At 70.3% G+C, this 17,416-nt stretch carries 9 protein-coding genes; 3 read left to right on the top strand and 6 right to left on the bottom strand.

Features of this window, described 5'->3' with window-relative positions:
- Window positions 1-126 precede the first annotated feature (126 nt).
- Together EKH77_RS04215 and EKH77_RS04220 are read left to right on the top strand one after the other, a co-directional pair.
- Window positions 127-11,049: a LamG-like jellyroll fold domain-containing protein gene (locus EKH77_RS04215; RefSeq protein WP_126913087.1), complete on the top strand. Its 10,923-nt coding sequence runs from the start codon at window positions 127-129 to the stop codon at window positions 11,047-11,049.
- Window positions 11,049-11,390, top strand: a complete 342-nt coding sequence (locus EKH77_RS04220; protein WP_126913088.1) for a hypothetical protein — start codon at window positions 11,049-11,051, stop codon at window positions 11,388-11,390. The genes EKH77_RS04215 and EKH77_RS04220 overlap by 1 nt, the downstream gene beginning before the upstream one ends.
- A 165-nt stretch (window positions 11,391-11,555) precedes the next feature.
- Here EKH77_RS04220 and EKH77_RS04225 read toward each other — a convergent pair whose 3' ends face one another.
- The 4 genes from EKH77_RS04225 to EKH77_RS04240 all read right to left on the bottom strand — a co-directional run bounded on the left by EKH77_RS04225 (window position 11,556) and on the right by EKH77_RS04240 (window position 14,480).
- Complete coding sequence (locus EKH77_RS04225; RefSeq protein ID WP_126913089.1) at window positions 11,556-12,518, bottom strand: electron transfer flavoprotein subunit alpha/FixB family protein; 963 nt, start codon at window positions 12,516-12,518, stop codon at window positions 11,556-11,558.
- Window positions 12,519-12,564: 46 nt separating this feature from the next.
- On the bottom strand, window positions 12,565-13,353 hold the full coding sequence (locus EKH77_RS04230) for an electron transfer flavoprotein subunit beta/FixA family protein (protein WP_126913090.1): 789 nt from the start codon (window positions 13,351-13,353) through the stop codon (window positions 12,565-12,567).
- Between the two features lie 189 nt (window positions 13,354-13,542).
- Complete coding sequence (locus EKH77_RS04235) at window positions 13,543-14,049, bottom strand: flavin reductase family protein (protein ID WP_126913091.1); 507 nt, start codon at window positions 14,047-14,049, stop codon at window positions 13,543-13,545.
- An 89-nt stretch (window positions 14,050-14,138) separates the two neighbouring features.
- Complete coding sequence (locus tag EKH77_RS04240) at window positions 14,139-14,480, bottom strand: TlpA family protein disulfide reductase (protein ID WP_229820083.1); 342 nt, start codon at window positions 14,478-14,480, stop codon at window positions 14,139-14,141.
- A gap of 271 nt (window positions 14,481-14,751) precedes the next feature.
- Here EKH77_RS04240 and EKH77_RS04245 point away from each other — a divergent pair, with 271 nt between their 5' ends.
- A complete protein-coding gene (locus EKH77_RS04245; RefSeq protein WP_126913093.1) occupies window positions 14,752-15,468 on the top strand; it encodes a lysophospholipid acyltransferase family protein in 717 nt (238 codons plus the stop codon).
- Window positions 15,469-15,566: 98 nt separating this feature from the next.
- Here EKH77_RS04245 and EKH77_RS04250 read toward each other — a convergent pair whose 3' ends face one another.
- Together EKH77_RS04250 and EKH77_RS04255 are read right to left on the bottom strand one after the other, a co-directional pair.
- Window positions 15,567-16,658: a threonine aldolase family protein gene (locus EKH77_RS04250; protein ID WP_126913094.1), complete on the bottom strand. Its 1,092-nt coding sequence runs from the start codon at window positions 16,656-16,658 to the stop codon at window positions 15,567-15,569.
- Window positions 16,637-17,401, bottom strand: coding sequence for an SDR family NAD(P)-dependent oxidoreductase (locus EKH77_RS04255; protein ID WP_126913095.1), 765 nt, complete (start codon window positions 17,399-17,401; stop codon window positions 16,637-16,639). Before EKH77_RS04255 ends, EKH77_RS04250 begins: the two co-directional genes overlap by 22 nt.
- Window positions 17,402-17,416 lie beyond the last annotated feature (15 nt).

Here is a 17,416-nt window from a genome sequence, read left to right on the forward strand (position 1 = left end):
TATGTCTGAAGATCAGCTGTTTTGTAGTTGATCTTCTTCAATGGAGTCGTTTTCGTGCGTCCCCGAACTCTCCACCGGCCAGGCCGGTGGAGACATAGACACCCAGGCCTCCTACGCGCCGCGGCGATGGCCCTCCTCGCGGTCCTCGCCATGGTTCTGACCTGTGAACAGGCCGTGGCCATGGGAGCGCGGCTCGAGCCGCTGCCCCAGCCCGGCCTGTCCGGTCCGACCTCCTGGTTCACCGGCCGTAAGGCCCCGCACTGGGGCCACACACCCCAGCAGACGTCGGGCAGCGCGGCCGGTCGCGGTCACAACGCGTCGGCCGCCTCGACCCGCGCCGGCCACGGCGCCGGCGCCGAGCCGCAGCGCGGCAAGGGCGAGCTGCCGGCCTACGAGCCCTACGCGCGCAAGGCCGCCAAGGGTCCGAGCGCGGGCGGACTGGGCTTCAACGCCAAGACCAGCAAGCGCGTCGCCTCGAAGTCCACCGCGACCTCGGACTACTACGAGAACGAGGACGGGTCCTTCACCCGGCAGCTCGCGCCGACGCCCGTCAATTACCGCGACTCCAAGGGCGACTGGCAGCGCATCGACACCACGGTGCGCAAGGGCTCCGACGGGCGTCTGCACCAGGGGGCGAACTCCATGGCGGTCGACTTCGCGCCGCGCGCCGCGGACGCGGCACTGGCCCGCGTCGCACCCGACGACAAGCACGCGCTGGCCTACGGCCTGCAGGGAGCCGCGGCCGTCGAGCCGGAGGTCTCCGGCTCCACCGCGCACTACCGCGACGTCCTGCCGGACACCGATCTGGAACTGCGCTCGGGCCGGATCGGCCTGAAGGAGGCGCTGGTCCTGCGTTCGGCCAAGGCCGGCAACGAGTGGACGTTCCCGCTGGACACCCAGGGCCTACGGCCCGACCTGGCCGAGGACGGCTCCGTCCGGCTGCTGGACGGCTCCGGCAAGGCCTCGGTGGTGATCCCGCCCGCCTACGCCTACGACTCTCGCGTCGACCGCGTCTCCGGCGACCACGCCACCACCCACGCCGTCACCTACCGTCTGGTGGAATCCGGCGGCAGGACGGCACTGCGCATGACCCTCGACGCGTCCTGGCTGCGCGCCAAGGAGCGCGTCTTCCCCGTCGTGGTCGACCCGTCGGTCAACAACGAGAACGCCATCACCACCTACGCGGAGTCCGGCGAGCCTGGCGACCACTCGATGGAGCTGACCATGAAGGTCGGCTCCTACGACTCGGGCCCGCACTCCGCGGTGTCCTACCTCCAGTTCCCCAACCTGGGCCTGGACAACTCCCGGGCGACGGTCTCGGCCGCCGAACTGAGCCTGTTCGCCATCTGGTCCTCCACATGCACCCCGCAGCGCTTCGACGTCGCGCCGGTCACCAAGGCGTGGGCACCCCAGCAGGTCACCAGCTGGCCGGGCCCGTCGTACGGTTCCTCGATCGGCAACCTGACGCCGAACGTCCCCAACAGCTGCGCCAACACCAAGGGCGACATGGCCAAGGGCGACAGGCTGACGGTGCCGCTGTCGACGGGCGTCTTCAACAACTGGGCCTCGGCCGCCGGGACCACCAACGACTACGGTCTGGCGGTGTACGCGTCCACCTCGGACACCCTGCACTGGAAGCAGTTCGGGTCGATGAACAACATCGACGCCTACCCTTCCCTGAAGCTCACCTACACCGGCGCCACACTGCCTCAGGTGGTCTCCACGTCACCGGCGAACAACGCCCCGGTGAACACCCTCACCCCCCAGCTGGCAGCCGCCGCCTCCTCGGACTCCAACCTCGGCACCGTGCCGAAGTTCGACTTCCAGGTCTACGACACCGACGGCAACAAGCTCGCCGACTCGGGCCTGATCGGCTCCAGCTCCTACAACGTGCCGGCGGGCAAGCTGAAGTGGGGTAAGCCGTACTACTGGGAGGTGCAGGCGTTCGACGGCACCAACTACTCGGCCGGCCCGAACTGGCAACTGATGACCACGCAGGTGCCACAGCCGACAGTGACCTCCAGCCTGTCCCAGAACACGGACGGCCACGGCTACAGCCCGGCGATCGGCAACTACACCACCTCGGCCACCGACGCGAACGTGTCGACGCCGGGCCCGTCCCTGACGGTCACCCGCGACTACAACTCCCGTGACCCCCGGGTCACCGGTGCCTTCGGCGCGGGCTGGTCGAGCGTGTTCGACGCCAAGGCCGCCGAGCAGTACGACGCCTCCGGCGCCGTCACCAGCGTCCAGGTGACCTACCCCGACGGCTCCGCCGTCGGCTACGGCAAGAACCCGGACGGCTCCTTCACTCCTCCGCAGGGACGTTTCGCCACCTTCGCGCCCGTCTCCGGCGGCGGCTACACGCTGACCGACAAGAGCGCCACGGTCTACTCCTTCACCCAGTCCCTCGGCTCGGGCGCGTACGGTCTGACGTCGATCACGGACGCCAACGGCCGCACCACGAAACTCACCTGGTCCTCGGGCCACGTCACAACGATGACCTCGGCCGTCTCCGGCCGGTCCCTCTACCTGACCTGGTCCACGCCGTCCGGTGCCACCGCGGCGCACGTGGCGACCGTGGCCACCGACCCGGCGACCGCAGGCCAGCCGTCGACCGCGTCCACCTGGACGTACTCCTACACCGGCGACCAGCTCAACCAGGTCTGCTCACCGGTGGACACCACCGGCTGCGCCCGCTACGGCTACACCTCCGGTTCCCAGTACCACAACCAGGTGCTCGACCAGGGCCCCACGTCGTACTGGCCGCTCGCCGAGGGCTCCGGGACCACGGCCGCCAGCGCCGTCCTCGCCCGCGCCGGTGGTGACAACGCCGCCTACAGCAACGTCACGCTCGGCCAGCCGGGCCCGCTGGCCGGCAGCGGCATGACCGCAGCCGACTTCAACGGCACGTCCTCGTCGGTGAAACTGCCGAACCTGGGCCTGTACGCGTCGTCGTCCCAGTCGATCTCGCTGTGGTTCAAGACCTCCTCGACCACGCCCGGGGTGCTCTTCTCGTACTCCGACATGCCGGTCAAGGACACGGCCACCAAGGGCAACTTCATGCCCGCGCTGTACGTCGGCAGCTCCGGCAGGCTCAACGGCCTGTTCTGGTACGACACGCAGACCAAGCCCATCAGCACCGCCGGTTCGGTCGCCGACGGCAAGTGGCACCACGTCGTGCTCGCCGGCTCCTGGACCGCGCAGACCATGTGGCTGGACGGCAGCAAGGTGGGCACCGCCCCCGGCTACCAGTCCACGAACCCCAACGGCAGCGCCATGCCCTGGCTGTACCGCAACGCCTACCTGGGCACCGGCTACCTGGGCTACACCTGGCCCGACCAGCCGCACCCCAACTCGACGACGTTCTACGGCAGCTATTTCAAGGGCTCCCTCTCCAACGTCTCCTACTACGGCAAGCCGCTGGGCCAGCCCGAGGTCAGCGACCTGTACCGGGCCGCCTCCAAGCCCGCCGGCCTGCTGAGCTCGGTCACGCGTCCCTCCGGCAAGACCTTCGCCTCGGTCTCCTACGACCCGGTCACCGCCGACGTCACGCGACTGACCGACTCCAACGGCGGCACCTGGGCCATGGGCACTCCCACGGTGCAGGGCTCCAGCGAGGTCTACCGCGCGTCGGTGCTCGGAACCGCCCCCGCCGCCTACTACCGGCTCGGCGACTCGGCCGGCGCGGGCCAGGCGGTCAACGAGGTGAACTCCGGCGCGGCGACGTACGCCAATGCCACGCTCGGCTCGGAGGGTCCCTTCGCCGACACGACCGGGGCGGCCTTCAACGGTTCGTCCTCGTTCGTCCAGCTCCCCGCGAGCCAGCAGGTGCAGACCGGGCCGAACTCCGTCGAGATGTGGTTCAAGACCCCGCCCGGCAGCACGTCCGGCGGTGTGCTCTTCAGCCAGTCGGGTGCGGCCGTGAACGGGCCCAACCCGACCGCCAACGACTGGACGCCCGCGCTGTACGTCGGCACCGACGGCAAGGTCCACGGCAAGTTCTGGGACACCAACGGCGTGGCCGGCGGCATGGTCTCGTCCGCGCTCGTGAACGACGGCAAGTGGCACCACACCCTGCTGACCGGCTCAGGCAAGGGCCAGCACCTGTACGTCGACGGCGTGCAGACCGGCTCGACCACCGCCGCGCTCAAGGGCTCGACCGCCGGATACAACTACATCGGTGCCGGTGAGTCCAACGGCTGGCCCGCCCGGCCCACCAACGCGCTCGGCTACTTCTCCGGCTCGATCGCGGAAGCGGCGTTCTACCGGACCGAGCTCAGCGGCGGCGACGCCGCCGCCCACTGGTCCGCCGGGCGCAGCTCCAACGGGCTGTCCCCGCTGAAGGTCGTCAAGGTCACCGACCCCGGTACCAGGACGGTCACCTACCAGTACGACCTGTGGAACGGCAACCGCGCCGTCGCGCAGATCGACGGCCGCGGGTACAAGACCACCTACGGCTATGACACGGCCGGCTTCCAGCACACGGTCACCGACCCCAACGGCAACGTCGTCACCACCGGTCATGACGTCCGGGGCAACGAGGTCGCCCGCACCACCTGCCAGAACCAGGCGGCGCAGGCGTGCTCGACCACGTACACGTCCTACCTGCCCGACGACACCAGCGCTCAGCTGACGCCGAACCCGCAGAACGACCTGCCGGCCACCGTGCGCGACGGGCGCTCGTCCTCCGCGACGGACAACACGTATCTGACGTCGTTCTCCTATGACGCGGCCGGAAACCAGACCGGTGTGACGACCCCGGTGGTGCCGGGTTCCCCGAACGGTCGCACGACCACGATCGCGTACACCGACGGCACGTCGATCGCGGCGGCCGACGGCGGATTCGCCCCCAAGGGCCTGCCGTACAAGACGGTCTCCCCGGGCGGTGCCACGACGACGATCACCTACTTCAAGAACGGTGACGTAGCCTCCACCACCGACCCGAACGGCCAGGCCACCGGCTTCACCTACGACAACCTCGGCCGGCCGGTCAGCAAGAAGGTCGTCTCCGACACCTTCCCCAACGGCCTCGTCACGCAGTACAAGTACGACGCCGAATCCCAGGTCGTCGAGCAGACCGACCCGGCGGTGACGAACCGGGTCACCGGTGCCGTCCACCAGGCGAGGAGCACCACGGTCTACGACGCGGACGGACTGGTCACCTCCCAGACCGTCGCCGACCTCTCCGGCGGTGACGCGTCGCGCACCGTCTCCTCCACCTACAACCAGTTCAACCAGCTGGAGACGAACACCGACGCGACGAAGTCGACGACGTCCTTCACCTACGACGCCTACGGCAACAAGGCCACCGAGCGCGACGCGCTCGGCAACACTCTCGCCTTCGCCTACGACGCCGAGGGGCACCTGCTCACCCAGACCCTCAAGGGTTACACGGGCGACCCGGCCAACCCCTCGCCGGCCAAGGACCTCGTCCAGTCCTCCCGGGCCTACGACCCGGCGGGGCGCCTCGCGTCCATCACCGACGCGATGGGCAACACCACGTCGTACACCTACACGGACAACGACCTCACGGCGAAGATCACCCGGTCCGACCCGTCGGGGAAGAACACCTTCGTCCAGCAGGCCAACACCTACGACGCGGCCGGCAACCTGATCGAGCAGGCGACCAACAACGGCGCCACGGTGACGAAGTCCACCGTCGACGCGGCCGACCGTGTGATCGCGACCACCGTCGACCCGACGGGTGTCAACCGCACGACCACCGTGTCGTACACGCCGGACGACAGGGTCGCCACCAGCACCCTCAGCGACGGCAACGGCACCACGCACACCACCAGCTCCACCTATGACGCCATGGGCAACATGACCAGCCGCTCCATACGGCAGGACGGCGTCGGCCGTCCGACCGGCTGGTGGCCGCTGAACCAGACGTCCGGCAGCACCGTCACCGACGCCTCCGGCACCGGCAACACCGCCGTGGCCACCGACGTCGCCTGGAACGACGGAGCGGCCTCGTTCAACGGCACCACCAGCGTGATCGGCACCAACGGTCCCGCGCTCAACACGGCGTCGTCGTACTCCCTCTCCACCTGGGTCAAGCTGAACAGCCAGACGGCCGACAGCCAGACCCTCATCGGCCAGGGCGGTACCGACCACCAGTCCTTCTACCTCAACTACAGGGCGAGCACAAAGGCCTGGGCCTTCGTCACCAGCACCAACGACGGCTCCACCGCCGACTACCCGGTCGCGTTCTCGCCGGCGGGCAGCGCGGCCGCCGGAACCTGGACGCACCTGGTCGCGACGTTCGACTCGGGCACGGGTGCGATGAAGCTCTACGTGAACGGCCAGCCGGCCGGCACGGCGACGAACCCCAGTCCGTGGAACGCCCCCGGTCAGACGACCTTCGGCGCGGTCCACACGACCAGCGGCGGCCTGTACAACCAGTTCGGCGGCGCCCTCGACAACGTCCAGATCTACCCGCGCGCCCTCTCCGACGACGAGGTTACCCGCCTCTACGGCGCCGACCGCTCCGGCGGCACCACGGCGTCCGGCGGCCAGGCGACCACCAGCTGGAAGCTGGACAAGCGGGGTCTGCCGGTCAGCATGACCGACGCCGACGGCAACGTCACCGGCTACGCCCACGACGAGGCCGGTCACCAGACCGTCACCGTCGCCCCCGCGGTCAACGCGGAGATCAACGGCGGGGCACCGGCCCTGGTGCACCCGACCACCACGGTCGGCTACAACACCTTCGGCGACCAGTCGGAGGCGCAGGACCCGAACGGCAACACGGTCACCACGGCCTATGACGCCGAGGGCCGCAGGACGGCCCAGACCCTGCCCGACTACACGCCACCCGGCGCCGGCACCCCCATCGCCGGTGCCACGACCAACTGGACGTACGACGCGCTCGGCAACGTCACGCTCGTCACCGACCCGCTGAAGCACACCACCGGCTACGGCTACGACCAGCTCGGCGACGTCGTCCAGGTGACGGACGCCAACAAGGGCGTCACCCGCACCGTGTACGACGCCAACGGCGACGCGCTGTCCGTGACGTCACCGTCCGGCGCGCAGGCCCAGGCGACGTACGACTTCATGGGCCGCAAGCTCACCACGACGGCCCTGGAGCGCTTCCCCAACCCGGTCACGTCGACCACGACCCACTCGTACGCGGCCTCGGCGGCGAACCCGGGCGGCGCCTTCCTGGCGTCGACCACGACCCAGAACGGCGTGACCACCAGCTACGGCTACAACCGCGTCGGCGAGATCACCCAGGTCACGGACGCGGCGGGCAACACCACCCAGAACACCTACGACCTGAAGGGCCAGAAGACGGCCGTCGGCCTGCCCGACGGCACATGGAACACCGTCACCTACGATCAGCTGGGCAACCCGGTCCGGACGCAGTCGCTGGACACCGACAAGCAGACGGTGCTCTCCACGCGGTCGGCGACCTACAGCGCCGCCGGTCAGCTGCTGTCGTCCACGGACGCCAACCAGCACACCACCACCTTCACGCGCGACGCGCTCGGCCAGGTCACCGGTGAGGTGCAGCCGGTCGACGCGACGCACTCGATCACGACCGGCTTCGGCTACGACGCGGCCGGACACCGCACCCGGTTCACCGACGGTCGCGGCAACGCCCGCTACTACACCTTCAACTCCTGGAACCTGCCCGAGTCGGTCATCGAGCCGCCGGTGTCGACGACCGCGTACTCGTATACGAGCGCGGCGGACTCGACGTTCACCACGTCCTACGACGCGGCGGGCCGCGCTGTGACGCACACCGCGCCCGGCGGGGTGAAGGTCACCTCCGACTACGACGCGCTGGGCAACCTGACCACGCAGTCCGGCAGCGGTGCGGAGATCGGCACGGCGACCCGTAGCTTCGGTTACGACGCCGAGGGCCGTATGACCTCCGCCGCGACCAGCGCGATAGCCGGGACACCCGTCCCCGCGACATCGAACACCTTCACCTACAACGACCGGGGTCTGCTGCTGACCGCTGCCGGAACGTCCGGCTCCAGCTCCTTCGCCTACAACGGCGACGGTCTCGTCACCAGCCGCACCGACGCCGCCGGCACCACCGGCTACGGCTACGACAACGCCGGCCGCCTGTCCACCCTGACCGACCCGGCCACCGGCACACAGCTCACCTACTCGTACAACGCCCTCTCCAAGCCGACCCGTATCCAGTACACGCAGGGCGGCAAGGACGGCAACGTCCGCAGCCTCGGCTACGACAAGCTGAACCGGCTGACCAGCGACACGCTCAAGACCGCCGCGGGCAACACCGTCGCCTCCATCGGCTACGGCTACGACACCAACGGCAACCTGACCAGCAAGGCCACCACCGGCCTGGCCGGCCCGTCGAACCACACCTACACCTATGACTGGGCCGACCGCCTCACCTCCTGGAACAACGGCACCACCACGACCGCGTACGGCTACGACGACTCCGGCAACCGCGTCCGGGTCGGTTCCAACGTCTACGCGTACGACGCCCGCGACCAGCTGACCAGCGACGGAGTCAACACCTACCGGTACAGCGCCCGAGGCACCCTCACCCAGCAGTCGACGGCCACCGGCACGCCGACCGCCTTCGCCTCCGACGCCTTCGACCAGCAGCTCACGCAGGGCACCCAGACGTACGTCACCGATGCCCTCGGCCGGGTCGTCACGAACACCGGCACCGGCGGGGCGAAGACGACCTTCGCCTACACCGGCACGGGCAACACCCTGGCCTCGGACGGCGGCAACACCTACACCTGGACCCCGGACAACGGCCTGATCGGCATCGGCACCCCCGGTGGCTCCGTCCCCGGCGTGCTCGCCCTGACCGACCAGCACGACGACGTCATCGGCAACTTCACGGCCGCGGGCACGGAGCTGTCCGGTTCCACCGCCTACGACCCACTGGGCAACCCCACCGGCACGACCGGCGCCCCGGTCGGCCACCTCGGCTACCAGTCGGGCTGGACGGACAATGCCACGGGCAAGGTCAACATGGCCGCCCGCTGGTACAACCCGGCCGCCGGTCAGTTCATGAACCGCGACACGATGGCCTTCGACCCGGTCCCGAACTCGGTCACGGCCAACCCGTTCGCCTACGTGGACGACAACCCGCTGAAGGGCACGGACCCGTCGGGTCACGGCTTCTGGGGCAACCTCAGGAAGTCCGTCTCCAGCGGCTGGCACAGCGCGACGTCCGCGGTGTCGAGCGGCTGGAACAGCGTCTCGTCCTGGACGAGCAGCGCCGTCAGCACCGTGTCGTCCTGGGCGACCAGCGCCTATGAGCACGCCTCCAGCTGGGCCTCCAGCTCCTACCACCGTGCGTCGTCGTACGTGAAGCACACGTACCATTCGGCCTCGCGCTATGTGCACCGGCAGGTCTCCCGGGTCAGCCGGGCGGTCCATGACGGCTACCGGTACGTCAGACGCACCGCGAGTCACGCCTATCACGTGACGAAACACGTGGTGAGTCACGCGTACCACCACACCGTCCAAGCGGTGAAGACCACGTACCACGCGGCAGCCAAGGCGGTGAATACGGCCGCGGTCTACGTCAAGAACCACGCCGCGACCATTGCCTCGTTCGTCGCCTCGGCCGCCGTCTTCGTCGGCTGTGAGGCCGCTCTCGGCGCCGCCACGGGCGGTGTCGGCGCGGTCGTCGGCGCGGCGGGCTGCGGCGCGCTGGCCGGCGCGGTCGGCGGTGCGATCAGCCAGGGCGCGAAGTGCATGTCCGGCCAGGCCGGCGGCTGCTCGGTCGGCGCGTTCGCCGGCGCGGTGGGCATCGGTGCCGTCGGTGGCGCGATCGGTGGTGCGCTGGGCGGCGCGCTCGGCGGCAAGCTCGCCGAGTCCGCGCTCGGCCACGTCCTGCCGAAGATCGTCTCCAGCACCCTCGAAGGTGCCGCCATCGGCGGCATATCGGGTGGGGCGGTCGGCGCGGCCGACTACGGCATCAGCTGCTCGCGCAGCGGCGCGGGTTGCTCGTGGTCCGGAGCGGGCAAGGCGGCGGCCGGCGGTGCGGCGATGGGCGCGCTCATCGGAGGCGCCGGCGCGGCGGGCTTCGGCGCGGCCGCCCGCGTCAAGGGCCGGATCAGCGCCGGTCGCGGCGAGGCGGAGCCGACGGAGCCGGCCTGCCCGGTGAATCAGCCGCACAGCTTCACCGGCGAGACCCGGGTGGCCATGGCCGACGGCTCGTCCAAGCGGATCGACGAGGTCAAGGCCGGCGACGAGGTCAGGAACGCAGTGCCGGGCAAGCCCGGCGCCACGGAGACCCACAAGGTCGACAAGGTCATCGTCACCACTACCGACCGCGACTTCGTGGACGTCACGGTCGCCCCGGCCGCCAAGGCCGGCGGCCTGGGATCCCGTGTCCTGAAGAAGGCCGCCGCCGGCGTCGCCGCCGTGGCCACCGCCGCGGCGGTGCTGGCCCCGACCGCTGCCACCGCGTCGACGCCCTCGGCGTCGACCATCACCACCACGTACCACCACCCGTTCTACGACCGGACGCAGTCGTCTTTCGTCGAGGCGAAGGATCTCCACGAGGGCGACCTTCTCCAGACGGAGACGGGCGACGTCGAGGTCACGGCGGTCCGGCTGTACCACGCGGACGCGGTGACGTACGACCTCACGGTCGACGGACTGCACACGTACTATGTGGTGGCCGGGGACGCGTCGGTCCTCGTGCACAACTGCGGGACCGCGACGGTGAGCAAGTACGAGATCAAGGGCAGCGCCCACTACACGGTGGAGATCCGGACGGCGTCCGGGGAGTCGTTCAACACCCATGCGATAGATGCCGACGGGATCCTCAAGCCGATGCCGCACTCCAGGGCGGACTTGGGGACATATCGGGGTTCGGTGGAATTCGATCTGCCGGAACCGGAGGCCGCGATCTCCTATGCCAAGAAGGCCCACCGGGGCAGCAAGGGGCAAGGCGCGTACGAGGCGTTGACCAACAACTGCGTCAACTACTGCAGCAGGGTCATCGACGCCGGCGGTGGAGAAGGGCCGCCCACAGGTAGGGCTGTGGTCCCCTGGATCAGGAATAATTTCCCGAAGAGCGATAGGCAGTGATGATCGAGCATCTCTCGTTCACCCAGATGATGGTCGAGCTCCTCACCCGGCCACGCCCCATGGACTACCGGTGCAGGGAGCTCGCCGGACGGATCATCACGTACGACGTCCGCATCACCTGGTGGTTCTCAGCGGTCGGCACCAAGTCGCCTTCCCACTCGGAAGGAGATCTGCTGGATCTCCTGGAGGTGCTGTTGGAACAGCACGAGCGGCTGGAGACGGCGTGGGAGTCCTTCAAGACGGACGCGCTCTCCCGTGACCAGCTCGTGACCGTGATGCAGGCTGTGCACGATGCGGTCCGGAAACATGTGGACGAACTCCCGGACCAGCCCTGGTCGTGACAGCGGTAGGGAATTGACCACAACCTCATAGGCACGGAAGCCTCGTCGAAGCGGTTGCTCGACGAGGCTTCCGTGCGTCCGCCGTACTCGCGCGCGAAAAAGCCCCCGCCCCGGCGAAAGCCGGGAGCGGGGGCTCGGTCGTTACCGGAACCGTTGGGGGACGGATCAACCCTTGCGGGTCTTGATCTCCTCCGTCAGCTGCGGGACGACCTCGAAGAGGTCGCCCACGACGCCGTAGTCGACGAGCTCGAAGATCGGGGCCTCGGCGTCCTTGTTGATGGCGACGATCGTCTTCGAGGTCTGCATGCCGGCGCGGTGCTGGATGGCGCCGGAGATGCCCGCCGCGATGTAGAGCTGCGGCGAGACGGACTTGCCGGTCTGGCCGACCTGGTTGGTGTGCGGGTACCAGCCGGCGTCGACCGCGGCGCGGGAGGCGCCGACCGCCGCGCCGAGGGAGTCGGCGAGGGCCTCGACGATGGTGAAGTTCTCGGCGCCGTTGACGCCGCGGCCGCCGGAGACCACGATCGCGGCCTCGGTCAGCTCGGGGCGGCCGGTGGACTCGCGCGGGGTGCGGGAGACGACCTTGGTGCCGGTGGCCTGCTCGCCGAAGGAGACGGCCAGCTGCTCGACCGTACCGGCGGCCGGGGCGGCCTCCGGGGCGGCGGAGTTGGGCTTGACGGTGATGACCGGGGTGCCCTTGGTGACGCGGGACTTGGTGGAGTACGAGGCCGCGAAGACGGACTGCGTGGCCACCGGGCCCTCGTCGCCGGCCTCCAGGTCGACGGCGTCGGTGATGATGCCGGAGCCGATGCGGACGGCCAGGCGGGCCGCGATCTCCTTGCCCTCGGCGGAGGACGGGACGAGCACGGCGGCCGGGGAGACGGCCTTGAACGCGGCCTCGAGCGCGTCCACCTTCGGTACGACGAGGTAGTCGGCGAACTCGGGGGCGTCGGCGGTGAGGACCTTGACCGCGCCGTACTCGGCGAGCGTCGCGGCGGCGGTGTCCGCGCCGGCGCCCAGGTGCACGGCGACGGGCTCGCCGATGCGGCGGGCCAGGGTCAGCAGTTCGAGGGTGGGCTTGCGGACGGCGCCGTCCACGTGGTCGACGTAGACGAGAACTTCAGCCATGGTGTTGCTCTCCTGCAAGTACGAAGGGAGGGGTGGGCGTTCGGGCTCAGACGAACTTCTGGCCCGCGAGGAACTCGGCGAGCTGCTTGCCGCCCTCGCCCTCGTCCTTGACGATCGTGCCGGCCGTGCGGGCCGGGCGCTCCGTGGCCTCGTCGACCTTGGTCCAGGCGCCCTCGAGGCCGACCTCGTCGGCCTCGAGGCCCAGGTCGGAGAGGTCCAGGGACTCCACCGGCTTCTTCTTGGCGGCCATGATGCCCTTGAAGGACGGGTAGCGGGCCTCGCCGGACTGGTCCGTGACGGACACGACGGCCGGGAGGGACGCCTCCAGTCGCTCGCTCGCGGCGTCGCCGTCGCGGCGGCCGGTCACCTTGCCGCCCTCGACGGCCACCTCGGAGAGCAGGGTCACCTGCGGCACGCCCAGGCGCTCGGCGAGCATCGCCGGGACGACGCCCATGCCGCCGTCGGTGGAGGCCATGCCGGAGACCACCAGGTCGTAGCCGACGTGCTCCAGGGCCTTGGCCAGCACCAGCGAGGTGCCCAGCGCGTCGGTGCCGTGGAGGTCGTCGTCCTCGACGTGGACGGCCTTGTCCGCGCCCATGGACAGCGCCTTGCGGAGGGCGTCCTTGGCGTCCTCCGGACCGACGGTCAGGACGGTGATCTCCGCGTCGCCGTCGGCCGCTTCCTTGATCTGCAGCGCCTGCTCGACCGCGTACTCGTCGAGCTCCGAGAGCAGACCGTCCACGTCGTCGCGGTCGACGGTCAGGTCTTCGGCGAAGTGCCGGTCGCCGGTGGCGTCGGGCACGTACTTCACAGTGACAACGATCCTCAAGCTCACGCCGGCTCTCCTACTGCATCGTCTCTATCAAAGCTGCCTTGGCAGGCAGCATAGGCGCCTGGTGGGGCGGACCCCGGTCGGTACGGCACCCGCCCTCGACCGGAATGTTACTCGTCAGTACATCGAGGCTGTTCACCGAACGCAAGGCCGGTCGACTGTGATCTGCCCAACGCGCGGAGAAGGGACTCCTCAGTCGCGCAAACCGTTGAAGCGTCCCTGGTGGTACAGCAGTGGCCGGCCCGTGCCCGTGGGGTCGCCGGCGACCGCCTCGGCGAGCACCAGACGGTGGTCCCCGGCGGGCACCCGGGCCACGACGCGGCAGACCATCCAGGCCAGGACGTCCTCCAGCAACGGCACCCCGTGCGGGCCGGCCCGCCAGCCCGTGGCCGCGCCGAACCGTTCGGCGCCGCTGCGCGCGAAGGTGGCGGCCAGCTCCCGCTGGTGCTCGCCGAGTATGTGGACGCCGACGTGCTCGGCCTCCGCCAGCACGGGCCAGCTGGAGGAGCCCGTACCCACGCCGAAGGAGACGAGCGGGGGCGTCGCCGCCACCGAGGTCAGGGAGGTGGCGGTGAAGCCGACCGGGCGGGCGCCCTGGGCGGTGATCACCGCCACGCCGGCCGCGTGCCGGCGGAACACCGAGCGCAGCAGCTCGGGACCGGCCGGATCGGCGGCGTCGAGTCCGGGGGAGGCCGTCATGAGGTTGCCCTTCTGCCGAGGTGGACGAAGCCGAGGTGGACGAAGCGGGGCACGACGAAACGGTGCACGACGAAACGGTGCACGGCGCGTCAGACCGCCGCGCCCAGCGCCGCGATGACATCGGCCCGTCTCGGCTGCCCGGTGGCGCGCCGCACGACGCGCCCCGCGCCGTCCAGGACGAGCGTGGTCGGGGTGGCGGTGACGCCCAGCGCGCGGACGAGCTCCAGCCGCGCCTCCGCGTCGACCTCGACGTAGGCGACGCCGTCGACCATGGCCGCGACGTCCGCGAGGACGCGCCGGGTCGCGCGACACGGCTGACAGAAGGCACTGGAGAACTGGACGAGCGTGGCCCGCTCCCCCAGCTCCGCCACCCCGATCCCGGCGGCGCTCAGCCGCTCCGGTACGCCTTCCCGCTCGTCCCCTACGGGCACGCTCACCCTCCCTCGTCCGTAACCGGTTCCGTAACCGGTGTCGACCTCCGGTCGCTGCTTGCAGCATCATCGCCCACGCGGAAATTTCCCGACGTGACGAGGATCTCGTGGGCCCTCGGGCCGCCCGGCTGGCCCCTTGGCGGGCATTCGGGCACGATCTGGCAGATAGTCGGCGACGGGCCACGTCCCTACGTTCGCGTAACTTAGGGGCTTCAGCACATCAGCGTTTCAGCCGGGAGCACCCTCCCCAGGCCGGAAGGATCTTCCCGATATGGCAGAGCTCGTCTACCCCCCGGTGATCGGTATCGCCCGCACCATGTTCAAGGCGCTCGACCTGCGCTTCGACATCCAGGGCAGCGAGCACGTCCCGGCACACGGCGGGGCGGTCCTGGTGAGCAACCACATCGGCTACCTCGACTTCGTCTTCGCCGGGCTGACCGCCCGGCCCGCCAAGCGGCTGGTGCGCTTCATGGCCAAGGAGTCCGTCTTCCGGCACAAGGTCTCCGGGCCGCTGATGCGGGCGATGAAGCACATACCCGTCGATCGTTCGGCGGGCATGGACGCCTACAAGCACGCGCTCTCCGCCCTGCGGTCGGGCGAGGTCATCGGCGTCTTCCCCGAGGCCACGATCTCCACCTCCTTCACGCTGAAGAACTTCAAGTCCGGCGCGGCCCGGCTGGCGCAGGAGGCCGGGGTGCCGCTGGTGCCGATGGCGCTGTGGGGCACCCAGCGGCTGTGGACCAAGGGCCACAAACGCGATCTGGGCCGCAACCACATCCCGGTGACCATCCGGGTGGGCGAGCCCGTGGCCGCTGATCCGGCGGAGCCCGCCGAGCAGGTCACCGAGCGCGTCCGCGCCCGGGTCCAGGACCTCCTGGAGGCCGCCCAGCGCGCCTACCCGGTCCGTGCGGAGGGCCCCGGCGACAGCTGGTGGATCCCCGCCCACCTCGGCGGCACGGCCCCCGCCCCGGCGATCGCCCGGGGCTGACCGGAAGAGCGCTGACCGGAAGAGCTACGTAACAAGAATGCGGGGTACGTACGTCACCGTACGTACCCCGCACCCTTGGGTACCGGTAGGGCCGACCGCTACCGCTTGGCCATCTCCTCCGCGATCGCGGCGGTGAAGGCGTCGACGTCGGCCTCGGTGGTGTCGAAGGAGCACATCCAGCGGACGTCCCCGGCGGCCTCGTTCCAGAAGTAGAAGCGGTAGCGCTTCTGGAGGCGCTCGCTCACGTCGTGCGGCAGCCGGGCGAAGACGGCGTTGGACTCCACCGGGTGGAGCACCTCGACGCCCTCGATGCCCCGGACGCCCTCGTACAGCCGCGCCGCCATGGCGTTGGCGTGCCCGGCGCTGCGCAGCCACAGGTCGCCGGAGAGCAGCGCCTCGAACTGCGCGGAGACGAAGCGCATCTTGGAGGCGAGCTGCATCGACATCTTGCGCAGGTGCTTCATCGCCCGCACCGCGTCCGGGTTGAGGACGACGACGCACTCGCCGAAGACCATGCCGTTCTTGGTGCCGCCGAAGGAGAGCAGGTCGACCCCGGCGTCCGTGGTGAAGGCGCGCAGGGGCACGCCCAGGGTGGCCGCCGCGTTGGCGATCCGCGAGCCGTCCAGGTGGACCTTCATGCCGCGCTCGTGGGCGTGGTCGCAGATCTCCCGGATCTCCTCGGGGGTGTAGCAGGTCCCGAGCTCGGTGGTCTGGGTGATCGAGACGATCTGCGGCTGGGCCCGGTGCTCGTCCTCCCAGCCGAACGCCTCACGGTCGATCAGCTCGGGGGTGAGCTTGCCGTGCTCGGTGGGCACGTGGAGCAGCTTCAGCCCGCCGACGCGCTCGGGCGCCCCGCACTCGTCGACGTTGATGTGCGCGGAGGAGGCGCAGACGACCGCGCCCCATCGCTCGGTCGCGGCCTGGAGGGCGACGACGTTGGCTCCCGTGCCGTTGAAGACGGGGAACGCCTGGGCGGTGGGCCCGAAGTGGGCCCGCATCACGTCCTGCAGGTGGGCGGTGTAGTCGTCCTCGCCGTAGGCCACCTGGTGGCCGCCGTTGGCGAGGGCGAGCGCCGCGAGGATCTCGGGGTGCGCGCCCGCGTAGTTGTCGCTGGCGAAGCCGCGCACCTCGGGGTCGTGCCGGCGTATCGCGTCGGTCGCGGGCGGGGTCACGATTGCGGGGTCAGCCACTGACGGGTTCCGTTCACTTCCTGGGCGGGCGTGTCCCAGACGCCGGCGATGGCCTGCGCCAGGTCCTTGACGTCGGTGAAGCCCGCGAATTTCGCGTTGGGTCGTTCGGCGCGCATCGCGTCGTGCACCAGCGCCTTGACCACCAGGACGGTGGCGGCGGCCGGCGGGGCGCCCTCGTCACCCGCCTTGCGGAAGGAGTCGGCGAGGGCCAGGGTCCAGGCCTCGGCGGCGGCCTTGGCGGCGGAGTAGGCCGCGTTCCCGGCGGTGGGTTTGCTGGCGCCGGCGGCGCTGATCAGCACGTACCGGCCGTTGCCGCTGCGGGCCAGGGGAGCCTCGAAGGCCAGCGAGGTGTGCTGGACGGTCTTGATGAGGAGCTTCTCCAGCAGCTCCCAGTCGGCGAGGTCGGTCTCGGCGAAGGTCGCCGAGCCGCGCCAGCCGCCGACCAGGTGGACCAGGCCGTCGACCCGCCCGAACTCCTTCTCGGTGCGGTCGGCCCAGGCCCGGGTGGCGTCGAGGTCGAGCAGGTCCACGGTGTCGCCGGTGACGGTGGCGCCGCCGTGGGCGTAGCGGGCGGCGTCCACGGCCTCGGCGAGGCGCGCGGCGTCCGCGTCGGCGGCGACGACGGTCGCTCCGGCCTCGGCGAGCCGCAGCAGGGTCGCCCGGCCCGCCGGGCCGGCCGCTCCGGCCACCGCCACGACGGCACCGTCCAGCGGACCGCCGTTCCCGTTCGTCGGAATGCTCATGCCCGTCACCTCCTT

This window comes from Streptomyces luteoverticillatus (genome assembly GCF_003970715.1).
GTDB classification, from domain to species: Bacteria; Actinomycetota; Actinomycetes; order Streptomycetales; family Streptomycetaceae; genus Streptomyces; species Streptomyces abikoensis.